Source organism: Parabacteroides sp. AF17-3 (assembly GCF_003635445.1).
Taxonomy (GTDB): Bacteria; Bacteroidota; Bacteroidia; order Bacteroidales; family Tannerellaceae; genus Parabacteroides; species Parabacteroides goldsteinii.
In genome coordinates this window covers 70526-94506 of the sequence record NZ_QTMM01000014.1, presented here as the reverse complement: position 1 = coordinate 94506, position 23981 = coordinate 70526, and the positions used below count along the sequence as shown (strand labels likewise).

16 protein-coding genes and 1 pseudogene are annotated in these 23981 nt (G+C 46.6%); 11 read left to right on the top strand and 6 right to left on the bottom strand.

Going from position 1 to position 23981, the window contains the following annotated elements:
- Positions 1 to 48 precede the first annotated feature (48 nt).
- Positions 49 to 3156 carry a glycoside hydrolase family 2 TIM barrel-domain containing protein gene (locus tag DWW91_RS18445; RefSeq protein WP_122328622.1) on the bottom strand — a complete coding sequence of 1036 codons (3108 nt, stop codon included), beginning with the start codon at positions 3154 to 3156 and terminating at the stop codon, positions 49 to 51.
- 23 nt (positions 3157 to 3179) lie between these two features.
- Positions 3180 to 5495, bottom strand: a complete 2316-nt coding sequence (locus tag DWW91_RS18440; RefSeq protein WP_122328556.1) for a glycoside hydrolase family 20 protein — start codon at positions 5493 to 5495, stop codon at positions 3180 to 3182.
- A 661-nt stretch (positions 5496 to 6156) separates the two neighbouring features.
- Between DWW91_RS18440 and DWW91_RS18430 the strand changes: the two genes are divergently transcribed.
- Positions 6157 to 7023, top strand: coding sequence for a response regulator (locus DWW91_RS18430; RefSeq protein ID WP_233584522.1), 867 nt, complete (start codon positions 6157 to 6159; stop codon positions 7021 to 7023).
- Positions 7024 to 7028: 5 nt separating this feature from the next.
- On the opposite strand, the gene DWW91_RS18425 is transcribed toward DWW91_RS18430, so the two are convergent.
- Positions 7029 to 7697 (bottom strand): porin family protein, encoded by a 669-nt coding sequence (locus DWW91_RS18425; RefSeq protein WP_199722605.1) that lies wholly within the window; start codon positions 7695 to 7697, stop codon positions 7029 to 7031.
- On the bottom strand, positions 7694 to 9493 hold the full coding sequence (locus tag DWW91_RS18420; protein WP_122328553.1) for a LysM peptidoglycan-binding domain-containing protein: 1800 nt from the start codon (positions 9491 to 9493) through the stop codon (positions 7694 to 7696). Before DWW91_RS18420 ends, DWW91_RS18425 begins: the two co-directional genes overlap by 4 nt.
- A gap of 81 nt (positions 9494 to 9574) precedes the next feature.
- On the opposite strand from DWW91_RS18420, the gene DWW91_RS18415 reads away from it, so the two are divergent.
- The 7 genes from DWW91_RS18415 to nhaA all read left to right on the top strand — a co-directional run bounded on the left by DWW91_RS18415 (position 9575) and on the right by nhaA (position 18496).
- Positions 9575 to 10993: a gliding motility-associated C-terminal domain-containing protein gene (locus DWW91_RS18415; protein WP_122328552.1), complete on the top strand. Its 1419-nt coding sequence runs from the start codon at positions 9575 to 9577 to the stop codon at positions 10991 to 10993.
- Entirely contained in the window at positions 10974 to 11945 is a 972-nt protein-coding gene (locus DWW91_RS18410; RefSeq protein ID WP_007658129.1) for a lytic transglycosylase domain-containing protein, read from the top strand. The genes DWW91_RS18415 and DWW91_RS18410 overlap by 20 nt, the downstream gene beginning before the upstream one ends.
- 82 nt (positions 11946 to 12027) lie before the next feature.
- Entirely contained in the window at positions 12028 to 14868 is a 2841-nt protein-coding gene (uvrA, locus tag DWW91_RS18405) for an excinuclease ABC subunit UvrA (RefSeq protein WP_122328620.1), read from the top strand.
- 89 nt (positions 14869 to 14957) lie between these two features.
- Positions 14958 to 15176, top strand: coding sequence for a hypothetical protein (locus DWW91_RS18400; protein ID WP_007658121.1), 219 nt, complete (start codon positions 14958 to 14960; stop codon positions 15174 to 15176).
- Between the two features lie 3 nt (positions 15177 to 15179).
- Complete coding sequence (locus tag DWW91_RS18395; RefSeq protein WP_007658120.1) at positions 15180 to 15776, top strand: YigZ family protein; 597 nt, start codon at positions 15180 to 15182, stop codon at positions 15774 to 15776.
- A gap of 102 nt (positions 15777 to 15878) precedes the next feature.
- Positions 15879 to 17081, top strand: a complete 1203-nt coding sequence (locus DWW91_RS18390; RefSeq protein ID WP_007658119.1) for a hypothetical protein — start codon at positions 15879 to 15881, stop codon at positions 17079 to 17081.
- Between the two features lie 59 nt (positions 17082 to 17140).
- Positions 17141 to 18496 carry a Na+/H+ antiporter NhaA gene (gene nhaA / locus DWW91_RS18385; protein ID WP_122328551.1) on the top strand — a complete coding sequence of 452 codons (1356 nt, stop codon included), beginning with the start codon at positions 17141 to 17143 and terminating at the stop codon, positions 18494 to 18496.
- Between the two features lie 37 nt (positions 18497 to 18533).
- Here the strand turns inward: nhaA and DWW91_RS27705 are convergent, their stop codons facing one another.
- Positions 18534 to 18683: a hypothetical protein gene (locus DWW91_RS27705; protein WP_158599467.1), complete on the bottom strand. Its 150-nt coding sequence runs from the start codon at positions 18681 to 18683 to the stop codon at positions 18534 to 18536.
- A gap of 104 nt (positions 18684 to 18787) precedes the next feature.
- Here DWW91_RS27705 and DWW91_RS18380 point away from each other — a divergent pair, with 104 nt between their 5' ends.
- A complete protein-coding gene (locus DWW91_RS18380; protein ID WP_122328550.1) occupies positions 18788 to 19717 on the top strand; it encodes a site-specific integrase in 930 nt (309 codons plus the stop codon).
- A gap of 80 nt (positions 19718 to 19797) precedes the next feature.
- On the opposite strand, the pseudogene DWW91_RS18375 reads toward DWW91_RS18380, so the two are convergent.
- Positions 19798 to 20649: pseudogene (locus DWW91_RS18375) on the bottom strand (Rpn family recombination-promoting nuclease/putative transposase).
- 1438 nt (positions 20650 to 22087) lie between these two features.
- Between DWW91_RS18375 and DWW91_RS18370 the strand changes: the two are divergent.
- Both DWW91_RS18370 and DWW91_RS18365 read left to right on the top strand, forming a co-directional pair.
- On the top strand, positions 22088 to 22996 hold the full coding sequence (locus tag DWW91_RS18370) for a DUF5119 domain-containing protein (RefSeq protein ID WP_010802758.1): 909 nt from the start codon (positions 22088 to 22090) through the stop codon (positions 22994 to 22996).
- 15 nt (positions 22997 to 23011) lie between these two features.
- Positions 23012 to 23974: a fimbrillin family protein gene (locus tag DWW91_RS18365; protein WP_010802759.1), complete on the top strand. Its 963-nt coding sequence runs from the start codon at positions 23012 to 23014 to the stop codon at positions 23972 to 23974.
- Positions 23975 to 23981 lie beyond the last annotated feature (7 nt).

The following is a 23981-nucleotide window of genomic DNA, read 5'->3' as shown; positions in this document are numbered from 1 at the left end:
TTTCTCTCCGGGATTTTTTGTAATATGAATAAAGTTTGCAGCAGTCTGTTATTTTATCGGTCGGATAACAAACTCGAACATTGTCTTCTCTACCGGAACGAGGTACTGAGGTAATACACCCGGGCCGCAGGTAGCTGTTCCTATGCCGGCCTGTTCAGCATCCAGATGGACGGTGACTGTGCCGCTTCGTTTCAGTTGGTTGATATGCGTGGATACATCGATATTGCTATCTGCGAAAGGAACGATACTGAATTGCCATGGGTGGGCAGCCGTTACGTGCAGGCCGTTACCGGTTTCGTTGGTGATTGTTGCCCAGCGCATATCCGTGCGGTTGCCTGTCGATTGCGGTTTGACGTAATAATGGAACATACGTTCCGCGTCTGTCCGGTCGATGGCGATACGGCCGCTTTGGATACGGTCTGCGTAGGTTTCTCCGGTACGTCCCAGGTAGGAAACCTGGGCATATTCGGCAGGCATTTCAAAGGTCAGTCCGATACGTGCCAACGATTTGACGATGGTGGTGTCCGGGGTAAAGGTAGTCGCTATCTTTACTGTGCCGTCAGGGTTGACACTATAGTGCTGTGTCGCTGTCCCTACTGTTTCGGACTTGTCATTCAGTAGTGCCAGGGTTGTCTGTACGCTGTTCTTGCCTGTGCGGAAGGCTGTTGCCTGTTGGCTGAGTTTGTCGAGACCGGCGGCTTTCCAGAGGCGGGCACCATTGCGGTCGCGGTTATCGTTGTCGGTAATCGGACGGTACAAGCTGATGGTGAGAGGGGTTGAAAGTAACTCTTTGCCATCGAGTTTGTAAGATGTCATGGCTCCTGTTTCCGGAGAGAAAGAGATGCTTATACGGTCGTTGTTGAACGTGTTGCCGTCCTGTTTCAACGCTGATGCTTTCAGACCCGGATATTTCGGCTGATAGTTTTTATTGGCAGCCAATAAAAACTGGTCGTAAGCAACTTCATGAGTGGTCGGCAGGAACGGACGTGTCTGCTTAGGTGTCCAGCTCAGGTTCAGGAAGACTTCTTTGCAGTCTTTCGGCAAAACGGTTTTACCCAGTGTCAATGTTGCTGTTTCGTGGGGGAGGCAATCGACAGTTTCCGTTCCCTGACGGACAGTGCGGCCGTCGTCTGTAACCAACTGCCAGTTCAAGGTATATTCGTTTAGGTTGCTGAAGTCGTACCAGTTTTTAATGGAGAGGGTCAGATTGCGTTCGTCTGTCAGTTTTGTCTTGATATACTGGTAGACTTTTTTCACTTCGTTCAGATGCGGATGCGGTTCACGGTCGGCGCTGACCAGGCCGTTACAGCAGAAGTTGTCGAAGCTGGGGATACCTTTAGGACCGTAATCGCCGCCATACGACCAATACCAGTTGCCATTTTCATCCAGTTCGCGGAAAGACTGGTCCACCCAATCCCAGACGCAACCGCCCTGTGCCATCGGTTCGTTTTCGAATACGTCCCAGTATTCTTTCAGGCCGCCGACACTGTTACCCATCGCATGCACATATTCACAGAGGATAAAAGGACGGTAGATTTTCGGTTCCTTCTGGTTCAGATATTCTTTGATTACGTCTACGCTGCGGTACATGCGGCAATAGATGTCGGTATTGTAGTTTTGTTCGGCACGTTCGTACTGTACGGGGCGGTTCTTCTCGATCGATTTCAGCCAGTCGTAGGTACGTTCGAAGTTGATGCCGTTGCCAGCTTCGTTGCCCAGCGACCAGATTACGATGCAGGGATGGTTCTTGGAACGTTCGTACATCCGGCGGGTGCGGTCCATATGGGCTGGGAGCCAGGTACTGTCTTTAGCCAGCGATTCGGGACCGTATCCCATTCCGTGCGATTCGATGTTGGCTTCGTCGATCATATAGAGGCCATATTCGTCGCAAAGTTCGTACCATAACGGGTCGGTCGGGTAGTGGGAGTTGCGTACAGTGTTGATGTTGTACTGCTTCATCAACTCAATATCTTTCAGCATCAGTTCGCGGCTGACCGTACGGCCCAGTTGCGAATGTTCATGGCGGTTGGTCCCTTTCACCAATGTCGGTACGCCGTTCACGCAGAAGCGGCCGTCTTTGATTTCGGACGTGCGGAAGCCTACTCTGCCTCCGGTCAGTTCGGTTTCTTTGCCACCAGCGTCTTTCAGGGAGAGGACGAGCGTGTACAGGTTCGGATGTTCGGCACTCCAGGCTTTTACACCGGGGATTGTCGCTTCTTTGAATGTAATCCGGCTGTTTTCTCCGGCAGGGATTTTAGTTTCCTCTTTCAGGACGGTTTTGCCGTCGGCATCTTTCAGCTGGTAAGCGATGCGGGCGTCCGGATTTGCCGGACCGGCAATCTGAACGTCCAGGTTGAAGATACCGTCTTTGTAAGTATTCTTGTCGAGAGTGGATACCACCTTGTAGTCGGCAATATACTGTCGGGGCGTGCTGTAAAGGTAGACGCTCCGTTCGATACCGCTCAGGCGCCACATGTCCTGGCATTCCAGGTAGGAACCGCTGCTCCAGCGATAGACTTCCAGGGCTACGGTGTTCTCGCCCGGTTTCAGCTTATCGGTAATATCCCATTCTGCCGGGGTTTTAGACCCCTGGTTATATCCTAGTTTTTCCCCGTTCACCCATACATAATAGAAAGAGATGACGCCTTCGCAGCAGAGAACTACGCGGCGGCCGTCCCAGTTTGCCGGAACGGTGAAAGTGCGGCGGTAAGAGCCGACTTCATTTTCTTCATAAGGGACGAAAGGCGGATTCTTTTTGAAATTGAACATCGGGTCGTCGAACTCATACGTTTCGTTTACGTAGATGGCGGTACCGTATCCCTGCCGTTCCCAGTTGCCGGGAACGTTGATATCTGCCCATCCTCCGGTATAGAAAGAAGGCTTGTAGAAATCTTTCGGGCGGTTGTCCGGGTTCTTTGTCCAATGGAATTTCCATTTTCCGTTCAGGCTTTGGTACCAGGGAGACGATTCGTGGTCGCGTACGGACACGGATTTCTCGTTCTCAAAAGGCCAGACGTAAGCGTGCGGTTCCAGTTTGTTGAGTCCGGTTGCGTACTGGCTTTGCCACTCGGGCTTGTTGTTGTCTGTCGACCCTGTAGCCGCCTGGAGCATCCCCAGGCAGCACAGAGCGAAAATAGATAACCTCGTTTTTCTCATTTGTATTTTAGAATTGATATGTTTCATTGTACTGTGACTTCATCTATATACATCCAGGTGCCTTGTCCGGGACGTGTATGATCGTCCGGGCATTTGCCGGGATTCTTCAGGGCGACTCTCAGGTAACGGCCTGTTGCTTTCAGATTGTCGAATGTCTTGTCTTCGATGCGGATTCCTTCGCGGAATATTTCTTCCGGAGTAAAACTGCGTTCTGCAACCTGCGTATATGTCTGGTTGTCGTCTGAAACGGACAACGTAATCCGGCTGGGGATATGTGTGCCCATTCCGTAATTGGTGATGCAGCCGATTGTTATTTCATTTATTGCCTCCGTTTTTCCCAGGTCGATCGTAAAGGTCGCATCTTCGTCGTACCAGCCGCACCATTCGAAGTCAGATTGTTTGTTGCTGCCCCGTAATCCGTTGGTCAGGCGGTATGTCTGACTGTTTCCGTCCTGAACGGGGCGGGCGGTGGCCTTGTTCCAATGGAGCGGGAGGGTCAGGGTTTTTCCCATTTGTTTGCCGTTTGCAAAGGTTGCAGCGTTGATTGTGATATCGTTGGTGACAACCAGTGAGTCGGTGTACAGGGATGATGTGGCGACCGGTTCGTTCCCGTCGGTCGTATAACGTATCTCCATATCCGGTCGGATACAGGTGAGGGCAACTTTCAATGTATCGTTGTTGCCTGTTACCAGATGGTCGATGTTGAACATGGAACGGGCATAATTTACTCCCAGATAGTCATAATGTAGTGTTAATACATCCAGGCGTTTCAGGAAGCCGGGCCAGTTTTTCCGGTCTTTTCCCGACCAGGCTATTTCGGCAACGGCGGCCAGACGGGGGAAAAGCAGGTGTTCGACATCTTCTGCCGAATAGCAGAATTCCGTCCACATGCATCCTTGCACGCCTATCAGGTTGGCGGCAACTTTCGGGTCCCAATCCGGCTGTATAGGTTCGTAGTCGTATACGCCTTTTAAGGTATTGTTTCCGAAATAGGTACGTGGTTCAAACCATTGCGGGCCCTGGTAACGAATCAGGTAGAGGACGCGTGCCGGACTCATAATAAACTTATGTCCCAGTTGTCCTGCCTTATATCCGGCCGTCCCCATTCCTTGCCATCCCAGGATTGTGGCGCCGTCGGGTATTTTGCTGTTGATGAGTTCGTCCCATCCAATGACCTGCTTGCCTTTACTTTTTACATAATCGGACATGCGGTTCATGAAATATCCCTGTAAATCTTCGATGTCCGTGTATCCTTCGGCTTTCATCCGTGCCTGGCAAAGCGGGCATTTCTTCCAGTTCTTTTTAGAGGCTTCATCACCTCCTAGATTGATATAGGAAGAGGGAAAAAGGTCGGCCACTTCGTCTATCACATCTTCCAGAAAGGAAAATACTTTGTCGTTGCCGGCGCAATAGACGATTTCAGAGGCATGTGCACCCATTCCCGGAATGACGCTGATAAAATCCTTTACTATGGGGCATGCCAGTTCCGGGTAAGCGGCCAGCGAGGAATTGGTATGTGCCGGCATCTCTATTTCCGGAATGATTTCGACCTGGCGGGCACTCGCATAGGCAATAATCTCTTTCATGTCCTCCTGTGTGTAAAATCCGCCTACGGGTGTCGGTTCACCCGGTTTAGCATTTTTGCGTTGGGAGAAATCCCCTTCGCGTGCAACCCGCCAGGCACCGACTTCCGTTAACCGGGGATATTTCTTTATTTCCAGTCGCCAGCCGTTTCCGTCGACGAGATGCAAATTTAGTTTGTTCAGTTTCAGCATAGCCATGTAATCAATGATTTTGATTACATTTTCTTTAGGAATGAAACAGCGGGAGACATCGAGTAATAATCCGCGGTAGGGGAAACGCGGACCATCCTGTATGTTTAATGTCGGTACGTTCCATTGGATATTACTAACCGGTTCTTTGTTTTCTATAGCGGGAGGAAGCAACTGGCGGATTGACTGCACGGCATAGAAGAATCCTTCTTTGCCGGCTGCCTGGATAAAGATACGGGATGGGGTTATATCCAGTTTATAGCATTCCTTTATGAGGGTTGTGTCGGTAGAAAAAATGACGGAGGCGGAAGCGGCGGACGAACCAGTGTTTACCACAGGTGTAAATCCGGCAGAAGGGGTAAACAAATCAGCTAATAATCCGGCAATCGGTTCCTGTTCCCGGTTCTCGACCTGGATGACAGTATTCTTGCTGAATGTGAAATGGCTGTTACCGGCTACTAGTTGTTCCGGTAGCGGGACAATATTAATTGGGACCGGACCAGTGGTGGTACATCCGGTAATCAACCAGACAATAAAGAAAAAAAGAAGGAGTTTGCTTTTTGTCATTTGATATACTTTTAATGTTAACAATATTGTTTTATGCTACCGGAGTATGCTGTTGCAAATGTAGAAGTATGGTTATAGGTTTATGTCCGGATTTGTACAAAAAACTTCAATATTTGTCCATAAAACGATGTTCGTGTTGATTTTTAACACTATTGGGAATAGTGTTAGTTCCGTAAGAACTCATGTTCTCTTATTTACTCAACAAAGATATAAAAAGATTTTTTTACACAAAGATGCTTCTCTTATAGTTTATGGAGCAGAATTTTATTTCTTATTTAATTCTAACAAGTATACAGTAAAATTTAGTGAAGCGATATATGGTGTTTTATAGCTATCCTGTACACCTTAGATTCTAAAATAGTAACTATTCTTTTGGTTATTCGTTATAATAAGCTACCTGTAAACTACCGAAGTTTTTAATTCTATGACTAATCCTCTAATAATCTATTAATTAAGATGTAATGACATGAGTTCTTACGGAACACTGGTATTAATCTATTAATCAAATATTGAAGGTGTGGCTATAAGAGTATATATATATTTATTTTATGTCTTTTTTTGTTATTCAGCTCATACAAGCGTTATATCAGGAATGACCTGGTTTATGTTCTGTTGTAGCTTATTTGTTATAATAGGGCTGTTCTTTGTTTTCTGTCTGATCGTGAAAAAGCGGAAAAAGGAATCATCAGTCACATGTTTGCAATGGGCTGGGAAAGAGTTTGATGTCAATCTACACAGGCTATTTACGGACTTTTCTGTAGGAAAGTATTCCGTTCTGATTATGGAGGATGAACCGGAGCTTCGAAATTATCTGAAGATTTCATTGAAAACACATTTCAGGCAAGTGTATGTGGCGGAAGAAGGAGGAGAAGCATTGAATATAGCTGTGCATTGTGTACCGGATATTGTTGTTTGTGATATGATGATGTCTCGTATGAATGGCTTTGAATTTTGCCGGCAATTAAAAAGTACGCCGGAAGTCAGCCATATCCCGGTTATTTTGTTGACTGCCAGGGCAGACCAGAGTAGTACGATACAAGGATATAAAGAAGGAGTAGATTTTTATTTACCGAAACCGTTTGATTTGGAGTTCTTGTTGGTAATGATCTGTAATCTTTTAAAGAACAGGGAAGCGGTTAAACAACGGTATAAAAACAGTAATTCGGTCGTTTCTCTTAAAGAAGATACGATTAGCAATGCGGATGAGGTATTTATGAGAAAACTGAATGAACTGATCAGAGACCAGTTGGAAAATCCCGACCTGGATGTGAACTATGTCGCTACGCAAATGGCAATGAGCCGTGCTTCCCTGTATAATAAGCTGAAGGCATTGACCGGCATCAGTATCGGCGATTATATTAATAAGTTCAGGATGACCCGTGTGATGGAACTGCTGGCGGATAAGACTCTCAGCATCCTGGAGGTTTCGGAGAAGGCAGGGTTTACCAACCAGCGTTATTTTAGCACGGTATTTAAACAAGCGTACGGAACGACTCCGTCCAAATACCGGCAGGAACATTTCAGTTGAAAATCTTATTTCCGGATGGGCAGCAGGTAAATGATACGTGCGGAGATTACCTGGCTGGACGATTTGTTGAAGTAATCGCTTTTGCGGCTGCCGTAAATATCACCCAGCGCATAATAATAGCGTCCTTCCAGCAGGAAATAACCGATGCCGGTACGCAGTTCAAGCCCCGGACCACCACACAATCCCCAATCGAATTTTTTCTGGATGGCCATGTTGTGTTGCTCATTGGAGCCGGGGTTCGTATTCGTCTCGTTCGGGTTTGTTTCCGTCTTTTCGCTGAAGGCATAACCTATTTTGGGACCCAGGTTAAAATAGAACTTGAATCTGTTGCTGCCGAAATAGATATGAGTGAAGAACGGTATTTCGAAATAATTGATCGTACGACTGTATTTGTAGGTCGGATGTTCTTCGAATTCCTCGTCCCATCCTTGTTGGCTGAAATTCAGTTCGGTTTGCAACCCCAGGTTCTTTTCTGTGTTCCAGCGCAGCACCAGTCCGGCATTGTATCCCTGTTTCATTTTCGTATATACCTTGGGATTGAAACTTACGGACGAGAAGTTCATACCGAAGGAAGCACCGACGGAGACCTCCTGAGGAAACCTGCTTTGCTGTGCCATGGTGCTTATAATAACGGCCAGGCACAAAAAGGATGTGATTATACTCTTTCTGATCATCTTACTTCGCTACGTGTTACGTTAAAATCACTCTGGTAATGAACGATAAATATATTGGTATTGATGAATCCGCCCCAATTGTTTACCCGTTCAAAATCGAAACCTGTCTGTATGCTCTTGTAACGGATCTTATCCAGGTTGTTTTCGAAATTGGAACCATATTTTTTGATGGCATCAAAGAAGAACATACCGGTGTCGAATCCTAATATACCGTATTTAGGGAACGTATTGATCAGGTTCTTGCTATACCATGTTTTATATTTTGAATAGAAATCGGCAACTTCGGGCGAAAGGTTATCGGCATAGAAGTTACTATATATATATGTATTCAAGGCAAAGAAATCATCCAAGCACTCACGAGTGTATGTTTGCCATACAGGATAACCGAACAGGGTGATATTACATTCGGGTTTAGACTCAGCCAGCATACGTAGAGGAGATTTGAGTTTATTCAGTGCATCCAGTGAATCGGAAGTCGGAATAATCACACTTCGTTTATCTGTACTGAGCATAGCTTCCATCTCGACCGGGAATGTTTCGGCTGAGTAGGTCAGTTCACGCCAGGTAATGTTCCGTTGTTTCATTTCTGCTTTGAAAGCTTTGATGAAATTTGCTTTCTCTTCTATACCGGGCACTTTTACAAAGATGATATTATCGTTTCCAAACAGGTCGCAACCAGCTTGGGATGCTTTGGCATACAAATAGGAATGAGGCGTATTAACCTGGTATACATGCGCATTGGATAATACATCGTCGTTTTTGGAAGTGAACGGGATCACGTATTTGATATTATTCTTTTCTGCAAATTCGGCAACAGGAGCGATCTGGTCGTTCTGTACGGCTCCGATGATCAGGTTGGCTTCCTTCAAAGCATCTTCTTTGAGGATCTCTTTCACCTTCTTGGTGCCGTTGCCGGTATCGAAGACGGAAAGTTCGATCGAACAACCGCTGTTGCGGAGGCTGTCGACTGCCAGCAGCATACCTTCGTAATATTCAATAAAACGCAGCGTGTTGGAAGAAGGAGTTGCTTCGTTTGTCATGAACGGCAATAACAATGCGACCTTGATCATATTGACGCGCTTAATTTCTTTGGGTGTCGACAAAAGGGCATTGACGTCTCTTTCATGCATGGCAGGGGCTGTTTCAGTCACTGTCTCTTTAGTCTCTACCGGTATTTTAATGACCATACCGGCTTTTACTCCGTTTTTCAGTTCAGGGTTTCGCTGGAGCAGTTCTGCACTGGATACATTGAATTTCCGGCAAATGCGGTACATCGTTTCTTTCTTGGCGATCGTATATTCGATTTCCTTGGTTACGGTCTTTATATCTGTGGTCGGCAGTGTCTCTATAGGAGTTGCCGGGATACGGATTGTCTTGCCTATGGTAAAAGAGGAAACGGATAATCCAGGATTTGCCGCGATAATATCAGGACCGGGCACTTTGTACCGGATAGATAATGAATACAGCGTTTCTTTAGGTTGTATAGTATGATACAGATAATTATCTTCAGCGTTTCCCATCGGAGCGGAACTTACATCCTTTTGTGGGATTTTTAGGGTGGCCCCGGCCTTTATGGATTCGCGGCTTTCGGGATTCAGGCGATAAATGTCGTCGACAGTTACTCCGTACATGGTTGCGATCGAGTAGACTGTTTGTCCTCGTTCAATCGTATGATAAAATATATTATCATTTAGTTCGTTAGTAGTAATGATCCGAGCTCTGTTGTTTTGTGAATACAAGGAGACAGCGGAAAAACTCAGGCATAACGTCAATACGTATATACTAATCTTATTCATTTGCTGATTCGAATATTTGCAGCAAAGATAGTGTATGTCCGTATAAAATACTAATTTTGGAAGCTAATTAGGTTATAATATATGCAAAGGAATTGTTTAAGAAGAGTGATCGGGACGCTCTGTTTTTTGTTATTGATACTTGCAGCACATGCTCAAAAATATACGGTAACAGGGGGGAGAGGTACGCCTTTACAGGCTTATGATAATAAGCAAGGCAGCACCAGTAGCCGATTTGAGGTTTACCTTGTGTATGGCATGGATAATGTGGAAATACGATATACTCCTACATCAAGTACATATCAATGGTATCGCTATAAAAATAAAGCAGGCGTTGGAGGGGATGCTGAAAAAATACCTTCTGTAAATGAAGGAAATACAACTGTTATCCGGAATATAGAAGAAGGATATGGTTATTATATATTGGAAGATGATGCTTACTCGAAAGCTGGAGGGTATGTATGGATTATTGACTATAGCAAATATGAATTCAATATAACCAGTTTGTTTGTGGATACACAAAAAAGTGGTTGTGATGCCATGTATCTGGGTGGTACAAGCGATATAAAGGATATGAGATATGTGCTTCCTGATGTTAATGGCACTCCCGGTTTTCTGGAACGTGAGTTTGACGTGACTTATCAGACAATGGAAATACCGGAAGGAGATAATCAGAGTATTATTCCTAAAACGGCGACGGCGACTATAACGGGAAATCCGTTTAAAGCCAGCTTAGAACCTCCCTACAGCGATACGGAAGTAGAGTTGAAGGGCGATCAGTTTGCCCGTCATTTCGGTGTGGAAAAATCAATGCTTACTGATATGTATCAGGCTGTCGCTGTGCTGGCTGTTATGAAAATAGATACTTTGTCTTATGCTTCAGATGTGCCTAATATGGTCGTAAAAGGCGACAGCCTCTCTGCTCCGGTCGAGTTTAATTTTACGGCAATTGCAAATACGCCGGTTGCTGCTATGTTTAATTGGAAGATATACAGGAAGGATGAAGGCGGAGGAAGCAGTGAAGGTAATGAAGAAGGCGAAGAGAATAACGGTACGCTATTGAGGGACTTTAGCGGAGAGGAAACTTCTTTTATTTTCAACCAAAATGGTACTTACGTGGTTAAATTAACAGTGAACGACCGGACTGGTCAATGCCAGGCAAATCCACCTGATGTTACGGTAAACATTTCGGATTCTTACCTCGATGTACCGAATGCTTTTTCGCCCGGTACATCACCCGGCATTAACGACGAGTTCAGAGTAGCTTATCGCTCTCTGACCCGTTTTAAATGTTGGATATTCAATCGGTGGGGAGTGGAAATGTATCATTGGACGGACCCGTCGAAAGGCTGGGACGGCAAAAAGGGAGGCAAGTATGTAGCCCCCGGTGTTTATTTTTATGTGATTGAGGCTACCGGCTCGGACGGTAAACCTATAAAGAGAAAAGGTTCTATTAACATTCTTAGATCAAAACAAATTCAGGATGAGATTATCGAAGAATAGTATATTCAGTTTTTTGTCGGGTGGTCTGATCTGCCTGACTGCTTGTTTGTCTATCGGCTCAAGCGATTCGGAAAAAGTAATGGACGGACGTCCGGTGGTGATGTCGATGACATCGTCGCCCGATATACCTGCGTCGGTTATTTTCTGTGGCAAACCTATTGATCTGACCCGCTATAATATGCGTGAAGGGTTCGACCGTGAAATGAGTAGTTTTACCTATTTCCATTCGACCACCATGTTACTGATCAAGCGGGCCAACCGCTATTTCCCGGTTATCGAACCGATATTGAAAGCCAACGGTATCCCTGATGACTTCAAATATCTGGCTGTGATAGAAAGTCATCTGGACCCGCGTGTGTCGTCGCCGGCACGTGCCGTGGGAATGTGGCAGTTTCTGGAAGGGACAGGCAAACAATATGGCCTGACTGTTACTCCGACGGTCGATGAACGTTGCCACGTAGCCAAGGCGACCGAGGCTGCATGCAAATACCTGAAAGCTGCCTACGACAAATATGGCGACTGGGCGAATGTGGCCGCTTCCTATAATGCGGGCATGGGACGTATCTCCGGCGAACTGACCAAACAGGAAGCCGACAGTACTTTCGACCTTTGGCTGGTAGAGGAAACAAGCCGTTACGTCTATCGTATCATGGCGATCAAACAGATATTTGAGAACCCGTATAAATATGGTTTCGTACTCCGGGCGGAAGACCTGTACAAGCCGGTTGCCTGCGAAGATGTGGCTGTCTCGTCAGATATTCCCGATTTGTCTGCTTTTGCACAGAAGTATGATATAACCTATGCCGACCTGAAACGCTTTAACCCCTGGTTGCGCGACCGGAAATTGCAGACATTGGGCAAGACTTATACGCTTCAGGTTCCTAAACAAAGTGATATGTATTACAAGACACCAAACACGTACGTGCATAACCCGGCTTGGGTGGTAAGATAAATTCCTTTCGGGTGTAATCGGAGTTCCATTCGGATGGAACAGGATTTTCTCCCGGATGAAAAAGAAAACAGTGATAAGAAGTATGAATGATAAGAATGCATTGGAAGGCGGACGTATTTCCGTTTTAGGCGCCCGCGTTCACAATTTGAAGAATATAGACGTCGAGATACCGAGAAACAAACTTACCGTGATAACGGGTATGAGTGGTAGTGGTAAGTCATCACTGGCTTTTGATACGATTTTTGCGGAAGGACAACGCCGGTATGTGGAGACATTCTCTGCCTATGCCCGTAACTTCCTCGGAAATATGGAACGTCCGGATGTGGATAAGATCACCGGATTGAGCCCGGTCATCTCGATCGAACAGAAAACGACTAACAAAAATCCCCGTTCTACCGTCGGTACGACGACAGAGATCTACGACTTTTTCCGTCTGCTTTATGCGAGGGCGGGAGAGGCGTACTCGTATCTGAGCGGAGAGAAGATGGTGAAATACACCGAAGAGCAGGTGCTCGACCTGATTCTGGAGCATTATGAGGGAAAGAAGACATACCTCCTGGCTCCGCTGGTCCGCAATCGTAAGGGACATTATAAGGAACTGTTCGAGCAGGTTCGTAAGAAAGGCTATCTGACCGTCCGTGTCGATGGCGAGATCAAGGAGATATTCCACGGCATGAAGCTGGACCGCTACAAGATGCACAGCATCGAAGTGGTGATCGATAAAATGGTTGTCTCGGCTTCCGACGAACGCCGCCTGAAAGAAAGCCTGCGTACAGCCATGAAGCAGGGTGACGGATTGGTCATGCTGCTGGATGCCGATACGGACGAGTTGCGCCATTACAGCCGTCGCCTGATGGACCCGGCTACCGGACTTTCCTACAGCGAACCGGCTCCGCATAATTTTTCCTTTAACTCCCCGCAAGGTGCATGCCCCAAATGTAAAGGATTGGGACAGGTGAACCTGCTGGATATGGAAAAGATCGTGCCGGATCCTTCCCTCAGTATCTATAACGGCGGGATCGTGGCCCTCGGGAAATATAAGAACTCGCTTATCTTTTGGCAGATCGAAGCCCTTTGCGAGAAGCATGGGGTAACGATCAAGACGCCGATCAAGGATATTCCGGCGGAGGCGATCGACGAGATCATGAACGGAACCGACGAACGACTTCAGATCAAGAACGAATCCCTGGGTTCTTCCAATTATTTCCTGTCTTATGAAGGCGTTGCCAAATATATCCTGATGCAGCAGGAGAACGAGGCGTCCGCTTCCGCACAGAAATGGGCGGGGCAGTTTATTAAAATGACTACATGTCCGGAATGTAACGGCCAGCGTCTGAACAAAGAGGCATTGCATTACCGGATTGCCGATAAGAATATTGCGGAAATATCTTCTTATGATATATCTGAACTGTATGATTGGCTGGACGGCATCGAAGACCGTCTGGACCAGAAGCAGAAACAGATAGCGATAGAGATATTGAAGGAGATCCGTTCGCGCCTGAAATTCCTGCTGGATGTGGGGCTGGATTATCTCTCTCTCAACCGTGCTTCGGCAAGCCTTTCCGGCGGTGAAAGCCAGCGTATCCGCCTGGCAACCCAGATCGGCAGCCAGCTGGTCAATGTGCTTTATATCCTCGACGAGCCGAGTATCGGGTTGCATCAGCGTGATAATGTCCGTCTGATCAACTCTTTGAAAGAACTTCGTGATACAGGGAACTCGGTCGTTGTCGTGGAACATGACAAGGATATGATGCTGAATGCCGATTACGTGATCGACATGGGTCCGAAAGCCGGCCGTCTGGGCGGAGAGGTCGTGTACGAAGGTACGCCTCAGGAGATGCTGAAAGTCGATACGCTGACGTCCGCTTATCTGAACGGAAAAACAGAAATTGCCATTCCTGCCGAACGTCGGAAAGGAAACGGCAAGTTCATCACTATCAAAGGAGCCGGCGGTAATAACCTGAAAAACGTAGATGTGACTTTTCCACTGGGAACGTTGATCTGTGTGACAGGCGTGTCGGGGAGCGGCAAATCGACGTTGATCAACCGTACCCTGCAACCGATCCTGAGCCAGCATTTCTATCGTTCGCTGGAAGATCCGTTGCCTTATAAGTCGATCGAAGGTATTGATAATGTGGATAAGATCGTCAATGTCGACCAGTCGCCTATCGGACGTTCGCCGCGAAGCAATCCGGCTACCTATACGGGTGTGTTTTCCGATATCCGTAACCTCTTTGTCGATCTTCCCGAATCGAAAGTAAGGGGATATAAACCGGGACGCTTCTCATTCAACGTGTCCGGCGGTCGTTGCGAAACCTGCAAAGGGAATGGTTACAAGACCATCGAGATGAACTTTCTGCCCGACGTATTGGTGCCCTGCGAGGACTGTCATGGCAAACGTTACAACCGCGAAACACTGGAAGTGCGTTTCCGTGGTAAATCCATCGCGGATGTATTGGATATGACGATCAACATGGCGGTGGAGTTCTTCGAGAATATTCCGACCATCTTGTCCAAGATCAAGGTCTTGCAGGATGTGGGCCTGGGTTATATTAAATTGGGGCAGCCTTCCACCACGTTGTCCGGCGGCGAAAGCCAGCGTGTGAAGCTGGCGACTGAGCTGGCTAAAAAGGATACAGGCAATACATTATATGTACTGGATGAACCGACAACCGGTCTTCATTTCGAAGACATCCGTGTTCTTCTGGGTGTCCTGAACAAACTGGTGGAAAAGGGCAACACCATCATCGTCATCGAGCATAACCTCGACGTCATCAAATGCGCCGACTACCTGATCGACATGGGCCCCGAAGGCGGCCGTAAAGGCGGTCAGGTCTTGTTTACCGGCACCCCGGAAGAGATGGTAAAGAAGAAAACGAAGAGCTATACCGTTCCGTTCCTGAAAGAGGAGTTGAAACAATAACCTGGCATAGGCAGACGAGGAATATGGCACGCCTATCCCCGTTTGCCGACATAACTAAGATAGAATAATAACTAAGTGAAGACAGATATATGAAGAATCCTATCCAAATGATCAAACAATGCGTAGAGAAGGAAGAACCTTATTTCCTGCTGCGCGGACAAGATATATGCGCCCTGGCGGCCATTGAAACCTATTACGAGGAGGTGAAGAAAAATGTGAAAGATCCCTATTTTATCGAGGAGATCGAAGAGATCATGAAAGACTTCCGGGCCTTCCGCGAAGAACAGCAAACCCATATACCGGATTGATCGATGGCAGACGACAGTTACAGAACCATTAAACAAGTAGCCGAGGGCTATTACACGGAGAAGCGTAGCCGCTTTATCTCGTATGCCATCCCCGTGCGTACGGTCGAAGAGGTGAAGGAGCAACTGGACCGGTACCGTAAACAATATTATGATGCACGCCATGTCTGCTGGGCTTATATGCTGGGACCGGACCGCCTGACGTTTCGTGCAAACGATGACGGCGAACCGTCTTCCACTGCCGGGAAACCGATCCTCGGACAGATCAATTCCAATGAACTGACGGATATCCTGATCCTCGTAGTCCGTTATTTCGGAGGTATCGAGCTGGGTACCAGCGGGCTGATCGTTGCCTATCGTACGGCCGCTGCCGAAGCGATTGCGGCCGCCGAAATAGAGGAACGTACGGTGGATGAAGATATCACAGTCGCTTTCGAATATCCCTACCTGAACGGGATCATGCGCATAGTGAAAGAAGATACCCCCCTTATTGTATCTCAAAAATTCGAAATGGACTGTGAGATGACACTACGTATCCGAAAAGGGGAGGCGGAAAAGCTGAAGAACCGCTTATTGAAAGTGGAGTCGGCCTATCTGAAGTAATTTATTAATAATCTGAAACATGAGTTACCTGCTATTTCCGATTTGAGAGGATTTCCTTATTTTTGTACTCTGAAATCTAAACAAGCAAATAGTGGTAATATAATGAAGAAGATTCTGTTATTTTCTTTTTTCTTAGTGATTGGTTTGGTTGTCTCGCAGTTTCTTCCCGGTATGGTGGGAGAGAACTATTCGATGGTGAAGACGATCTCCAACACGTTGTTGTATGTGTGCCTGGCCTTTATTATGATCAACGTGGGCCGGGAGTTTGAAATGGACAAAACCCGTTGGAAATCTTATACGGAGGATTACTTTATTGCGATGGCAACCGCAGCCTTTCCCTGGATCTTTGTGGCGTTGTATTATATGTTCGTCCTGCTTCCCGATATCTATTGGTCGAGTGGCGAAGCCTGGAAGGAAAACCTGTTGCTGAGCCGTTTTGCGGCGCCTACCTCTGCCGGCATTCTCTTTACTATGCTTGCTGCTGCCGGACTGAAGGCTTCATGGGTATATAAAAAGGTGCAGGTTCTGGCTATTTTCGACGACCTCGATACAATCCTGCTGATGATACCGCTTCAGATCATGATGGTGGGACTGCGCTGGCAGTTGGGTGTTATCATCCTGATCGTGATGGTGCTGCTTATGCTCGGGTGGAAGAAGATGGGCACTTATAATATGCGTCAGGACTGGAAAGCGATCTTGCTCTATGCAATTGTGACGCTGGCTATTACACAGGGAGTTTATCTGGTGTCCAAACATTTCTATGGTGAAGACGCCAGTATTCATATCGAAGTGCTGCTGCCTGCTTTCGTCCTGGGTATGATCATGAAGCATAAGCATATTGACACGAAGGTCGAACACAATGTGGCTACAGCCATATCCTTCCTGTTCATGTTCCTTGTGGGAGTGAGTATGCCGGTATTCTTTGGCATTGATTTTGCCAAACAATCGGCCGAGGCGGCAACCATTACCGGGGCGCAGCCGATGATGTCGTGGCCGATGATCCTGTTGCACGTTCTTATTGTCTCTTTCCTTTCTAATATAGGAAAACTTTTCCCACTGTTCTTCTATCGCGACCGGCGCAAACGTGAGCGTCTGGCATTGTCGATCGGTATGTTTACGCGTGGTGAGGTAGGAGCAGGTATTATTTTCATCGCTCTCGGATACAATTTAGGTGGACCGGCCCTGATGATTTCTGTCCTTACTATTGTGTTTAATTTAATTTTAACTGGTATCTTTGTGGTCTGGGTAGAAAAATTGACCCGCAGTGCCTATCAGCTCGAAATGGCAGAGAAGCAAAGACAATAACACAGTTAGGAATTACGGAGACAGGTCAGCAAGCTGTCTCCGCAAATATTTTAAATACAATGGATCGTACTATTAATGTTATCCTGAAACCATTGCGCCGTTTCGCTACACAGAAGTCGAGCGCCAGTTTTCTATTGTTTATGGCCACTATACTGGCTATGATACTGGCCAATTCCCCTTGGGCGTATGCTTATCATCATATACTATCTTATCCCATAGATCTTCAGATCGGTAAATTCAATTTGTTCTCGCATCACGGAGAGCCGATGCCGATGCTGGCTTTTGTGAATGATGCCCTGATGGCCGTATTCTTCTTTGTGATAGGGTTGGAGATCAAGCAGGAGGTTTTGATCGGCGAACTCAGTTCGGTCCGTAAGGCGATCCTTCCGGTAATTGCCGCTTGCGGTGGTATGATCGTGCCGGTCCTTTTCTTCCTTCTGGTGTGTAATACAGGACCGGAAGCACGCGGGGCTGCCATCCCAATGGCTACCGATATCGCTTTTGCCCTTGCCGTTCTGGGACTTTTGGGGAAGCGGGTTCCTCTGAGTATGCGAATTTTCCTGACGGCGTTGGCTGTTGTCGATGATATCGGCGGTATAATTATTATCGCTTTGTTTTATAGCGGGCATATTGCCTATCAGCCGTTGCTGATTTCCCTGGCCCTGTTGGCGTTATTGTATGCCGGAGGGAAGATGCGGGTAAATAATAACCTGTTCTATTATATTGTCGGTTTTTTTGTCTGGATTTTGTTCCTGGAATCGGGTATTCATCCAACCATAGCAGGGGTATTGGTGGCCTTCACCGTGCCTGCCCGTCCGAAGATCAACCTGAACGATTTCACCTGTGATATGACCGGCTATCTGAATATGCTGGACTATACGGAGGTGCGCCAGTCTAAAAAGGCCGCCGTGCTGACTCCGACGCAGATACAGGTATTAAACAATATCCATCTGCTGGCGGATAAAACGATCAGTCCGTTGCAAAGCATTGCCGACAAACTGCATCCGATGGTAAATTACCTGATCCTTCCGCTGTTTGCCTTTGTGAATGCCGGTGTCACGTTCGGCGATATCCAGCCTGCGTCTTTGGTCAATGTGCCGTTGGCAGTCTTCCTGGGATTGTTTGTCGGAAAGACATTGGGTATTTTCTCTTTTACCTATTTCTTTGCCCGTACAAGCCTTGCCTCTATGCCGGCAGGAATGACACGTTGGAATCTGTTTGGGGTGTCGATGTTAGGAGGTATTGGTTTCACAGTTGCACTGTTCATCGCCAACCTGTCGTTTAACACTACGGATGCTGTAGGCATGGATTTGCTGAACCAGGCTAAACTTGGCGTATTTACGGGATCGTTTGTCTCTGGACTTTGCGGATACTTATTGCTGAAAAAGGTGCTGCCGAAGGCGGCAAATGAGTGATAACATACATTTGACGCACCTTTCTGCAATCAGATTCTTATACTTCCCAAATCTTATACCCCTTATTCGCAACGACATAAATAACAAATTGGCGAATATGGAAATCCGGCAATAATTCTTTGGCATCGGCAGCATAGCGGCACACCTGTTCGACATCTTCCGGATGCAGCACTTTCACGTATAGCATAGGGTATCTTATAACTTCTCATAGCGAAACATGTTAATCATTCAGACAAAGGTAGTTCATTTTCTGTTATATTCCTGCCAATATTAATTTAAATAGGAAACAGTATGGATGAAATGACTTTGATTAGGAAAGGGGTTGCACGTAATGGGTTCGTGCTTTATGCTCTGAATATTATTGACAAGGTGGAACAGGAAGGACGGTTCGGGACGGCACATGCCTATATGAGTAGCCTGAAGTCGCTGGTGCAGTTTACCGGGAGCCAGCGGATACCCTTCCGGCTGTTCCGGTCGGGGATGCTGAATAGTTATGAGAACTGGTTGTTGGGACAAGGCTGTTGTGAGAATACGGCACATTTCTATCTGCGTAATTTACGCGCCCTTTACAACAAGGCTGTGGCGGAGAAAGTGATCCGCCCGCGCGAAAACCCTTTTGCCGGCATGTCGCTGGAATCGATGCCGACACGTAAACGGGCATTGCCTAAAAGATGGGTGAAGCGGATAAAGAACCTCAAATTGGATGAAGGAACCAGCCTGGCTATGGCACGCGATATGTTCCTTTTCAGTTTTTACACCTGCGGTATGGGGTTTGCTGATATGATTCTATTGAAACATGAGCAATTGCAACGGGAGATGATCCATTATGAGCGGGTGAAGACCGGACGGCCCGTCTCTGTTTTTGCAAATGGAGACTTGTTGAAGATTATTGAAAAATATCGTACCGATAGTTGTTACATCTGGCCTGTGCTGTCGGATGGGGCGAGCGAGGAAGCCCATTATAAATGTTATCGGAGTGCCTTATGCTCATTCAATCGTCATCTGAAGATCATTGCGGAGAAAGCGAATATCCCCGAATCACTGTCGTCATATATGGCCCGCCACTCTTGGGCAACCGCCGCCCGCAACCAATTGATGCCTACTGCGGTGATTAGTTCCTGCCTGGGACATGCCAACGAAAAAACGACACAGATCTATCTCGACTCGTTCAACGAAGGGTTGGTGAAGCGGATAAATAATAAAGTGATCAATCTGGATTGATAGGGGATGATAATGAAAGAAAGTTTCCATTACAAATGGAAACTTTCTTTCTGTTGACATTTGACTGTTAAGTGAATAAACTACAATTTGTCTATTTCTTCGACAGACAAACCGGTACACTGGGCGATCGTTTCGATATTAACTTCCTGCTTTTTTTAATTTGCAGTAATCTGGCGTTGTTCTTCTACTTTACCCTCAGCTTTACCTTTTGTCATCCCTTTCATTTCGGCCTCCTCCACCGCATATTCCAAGGTATTGCGCCAGTCGCGGTAAATCTTCAGGTTCTCATCGTAAACAGCCCGTTCGTGAGAAGTCATTGCATTCAGGTTTGCCACATCGAGCAGGCGTTTGAAGGCATCGTTTTTCTCCTTAAACGGAGACATATCAAATAAATTCATATTCTTCAATATATAAACCATATTCTCCAGAGGCGTTTTGCATTCCTCTTCTCTTAGATTGAACAGATCGAACGACAGATAAATCTGTTTCAGTTTGACCTCGCCAAAAGTTTTACCTGTCGCCTCATTGGCCAGCACCACATCGGTGCGCCAACTCTGAAATTCAGGCAGACTAAAGTTCAACAGGTAGATGCCATATACCGGAAGCAAGCTATACTTCCAGTCAGCTCCGCTCTCTCCCTGACGGGAGATCATTCGACAAATGTAATAAAATCCGCGGTTAAAGAAATAATGTTGAGGACAATTCTGCATTTCAAGTACAAATTTGCTCCCGTCCACATCTTCGCAAAGGAGATCGAAGATCACCGTGCGCTGTTCTATTACTTCGGGTTGGATTTCTTTATCGAGATAGGTCAGGTCTTTCACCTGGCGTTCGCCCTCGAGCGTGGCGTTGATAAAGTCGATTGCCACTTGCTTTTCACCGAATACGGTTTTAAAAGCCTTGTCGAGCATGATGTTCACATACTTTTCCATAAGTCAATAGTTTTAGTTGTTTTATTACCCGATAGCAGGTAACGAGACAAATGTAGGCAATATTTTATTTATTCCAAACAGAGAAGGGGATTATTTGATTCAGATGTAGGAATAATTGAGCTATCTGTTTATAGTGACGGGAGTAACCAATTCCCCTCTTGAGAGGGGATAAGGGGTGTGTTAAAGCCAGTTATGGGGCGAAACTATAACACACCCCCTCTCAAGAGGGGAGCCAGTTACAACCAGTTTATAATTTAGATAGTTCAAATCTGATAGATTATGAACAGGATTAACTCCACCAACGATTATGAACTGTATTGTATAGAAGAATGCTATTCCTATTTTTTATTGGTATTCTTGAAAATCAATTTGTCATTTAATCCCTTTTATAGGAACTCTCTATGGAGGCGGGTAAGGGATTGGGAGTATTTATGCGTCTCTGGGGAAGTTAAGCGATGACAGGAGGAAAGGGGATTGGGGAAATCGGATGACTTTTTGTTTGCGCATTTGGAATGGGGCCCCGGGCTGTTTGTGATGGTGGCTGCTTGGTTGATGGAAACGGCTACATTTTGTCAGGCAGGAATGGTGTGGATTTTTTTACCTTCCAGCGAAAAAAACACTGAATAACCGATGCCTGCTTAGGGAAAAAAGAGACGTGTTACAATTATCTCCCAAGCAATTTCAATTGGCTGCCGGACAATTCCGACCAGTTGCCGGGTGGTTGAAACTATCCGGCAACTAACTGAAACTATCTGCCGGGTAATCGATACCAAACCGGAGCCAATAACCATGAAAAAGGCCTTTTTACCCGCCAAAAGCAACCGATTTGCGTCCGGATGGCCTCTGTTGAAAAAAGAGGGCGTTACGAAAAGAACTTAAAAAGTGATTGCAATGATAGCCTATCGTTGATTTTTGTTACTTTTTGATATCCTTTAGACTTCTGATAATCAGTTTGTGCTTTTCTTTGTCGGCTCTCTTATTCACCTTTTCCCTCTGTAACTCTTATCCCATATCAGCCGGATTTGTTGCATCCTAACAACAATCACCGGGTTCATTTTTTTGTGATTTTACGGCCTGTTCAATCTATAAATAAAGCTAAAAAATAATTGTTTGGTGGAGAAGAAGAGATGCCCTGAATTTCATATCCTTCTGAATATAGGGTACTGCATCTCTATTGATAGTAGAGATACATTATATTTACTTAACTAAAAACTGGTAGAAAGGTAGTAAATATCTGTTTTAAAAACTCCTTGATCATTAAGAAGTAAATAATATTTAACTATTGAAAAAATGTTATCAATTTCACGTTTATTTACGTATTTTGTTGTGTGAATAAAAACCAATGAAGGTTAATGTTATTTGTATCACATTGAATTATAGTCGATTAAAGGCTGTGTATCTCTACTATCAATAGAGATGCAATATTCAGGGAGGAAAAATGAAGCAAAAAACAGGTATAGGGTTCATCTTTTGCTTGCTTGCAATCATGAGTATTTTATCTTGTTGCAGGAGATCTGACGAGCCGGCTGCGGAACTTGTCGACGGGACAGTCCGTATCTGTTTTGAATGGGATACGGTGCCTTCCGGCATACAGCCTCCGGAGGGGATGACGCTCCGTTTCTATCCGGAAAGCGGTGAGGGGACGGTCTACGAAATGAAATCGGATACGGTCTCTTTCTCCGGCAATCTGCCGGTCGGCAATTATCGTGTACTGATCTATAACTGTCCGACACCGGGTATCTGGTTTCGCGGACAGGAGCAGTTTGAAACCGCTGAAGCCTGCGTAAAACCTCTGACCCGTTCGGTGGAAACGGTCGGTCAACCGGATTGGTTTACGCTGGCTACGCTCGGAGAGTATGAAGTGAGGAAAGAGGATCCGGGTGCAGAGCCTTTACGGGTTCATCCCGAGCCAATTGTGCGGCGCATCTCTTTTCGTATAAAAGTGACCGATGCGCGGGAGGTGGAATCGGTATCGGGTCGCCTCCTGAATGTGGCCGAAGCAGTCAATCTGAGTACGGGAAAGTCTGTAGCCTCCTATGTGGCGGGCACCGATATCCCCATCCGCGCGGAAGAGGGCCTGTTCGTGGGTTCGCTTTTGGTGTTCAACCTGCTGGATAAGGATGAGATCCCGGGTGGAGGAGCCGATAAAAACCTTCGTTTGCAGATCAACTATGCGGACGAGACGAAGGAGGTGCACGAATTGGATATCTATGACGACTTGATCAATATGGGGGATGGCGATAATGCGGATGTGGAGTTGGATGTGACTCCTTCGGGCATCCATTTTCAGGTTCGTATAACTGAATGGATAGCGGGACAGGGTCCCGATGTATCGGTTGGTAAATAAAAAAATGATAGAGAAATGAAAACAACGACATTAGTATTAGTAGCGGGCCTGGGCCTGTTGTGTGCCTGTTCTGACAACCGTGGGGCCGAAACGCCGGACCTTTCGGGTGTGATCCGTTTTGAATCTGGCATTCAGACGAAAGCCGGTCCGGTGACGGGTACGCAGTTTGCAGCCGGAACGAAAGTGGGCGTGTACACGCTTGAAAACAGGAACGGCGTACCCGTCTGGACGACATCGGTTAGTGATGCTTCGAACAACCTGATTATGAACAATGTGGAAGCGGAGGTCAGCGGTAGCGGCGGCCTGGTCTACGAACCTGTAAAGATGTACACGGCGAATGCCAACTACAGTTTTTTTGCCTACTATCCTTATGAAGCGTCCGTCACGGATCCTTCTGCCGGTCAGCCGCCTAAGCTGGCCTGCACGTTCGGGAAGACTCCGTCGGACCAGATCGATTATATGTATGCGAGTCCGCTGGAAAATAAAAAGCCGGTGACCGGCGCTTACCTGCTGAGCTTCAACCATGCCCTGACGCAGGTCACGGTAAAGGTGGTGAATGGTACGGGCGATAAACTGACGCTGCACTCTTTGAAAATACAGGCTCCCGGCGGTGCAACGCTGAATATCGGCAACGGTACGTGGAGCGCACCTTCCGGATCGGAAACCTATATCCTGTTTGGTCCGTCTGCTGCGGAAGAGATTCAGCCGAAAGCCTCTTTCTCCGTACCGGGACAACTGATGTTGTTGCCTGTAGCAGCCAAAGGGACGGCCTATACTTTTGATATGGGTGTGACGGAAGGCGATGCTTCTTCGGCCATAGAGAAAACCGGTCAGACGCTGACATTGCCGACGGAAGGTTTACGGGCGGGATATTCTTACGAATATACAGTGACTTACGGAAGTGCTTCCTCCATCCAGTTGTCTACCAGCGTGGTGGAATGGCAATATGTATCAGGTCCGGGTATCACGGTAAAATAAAGGAGAG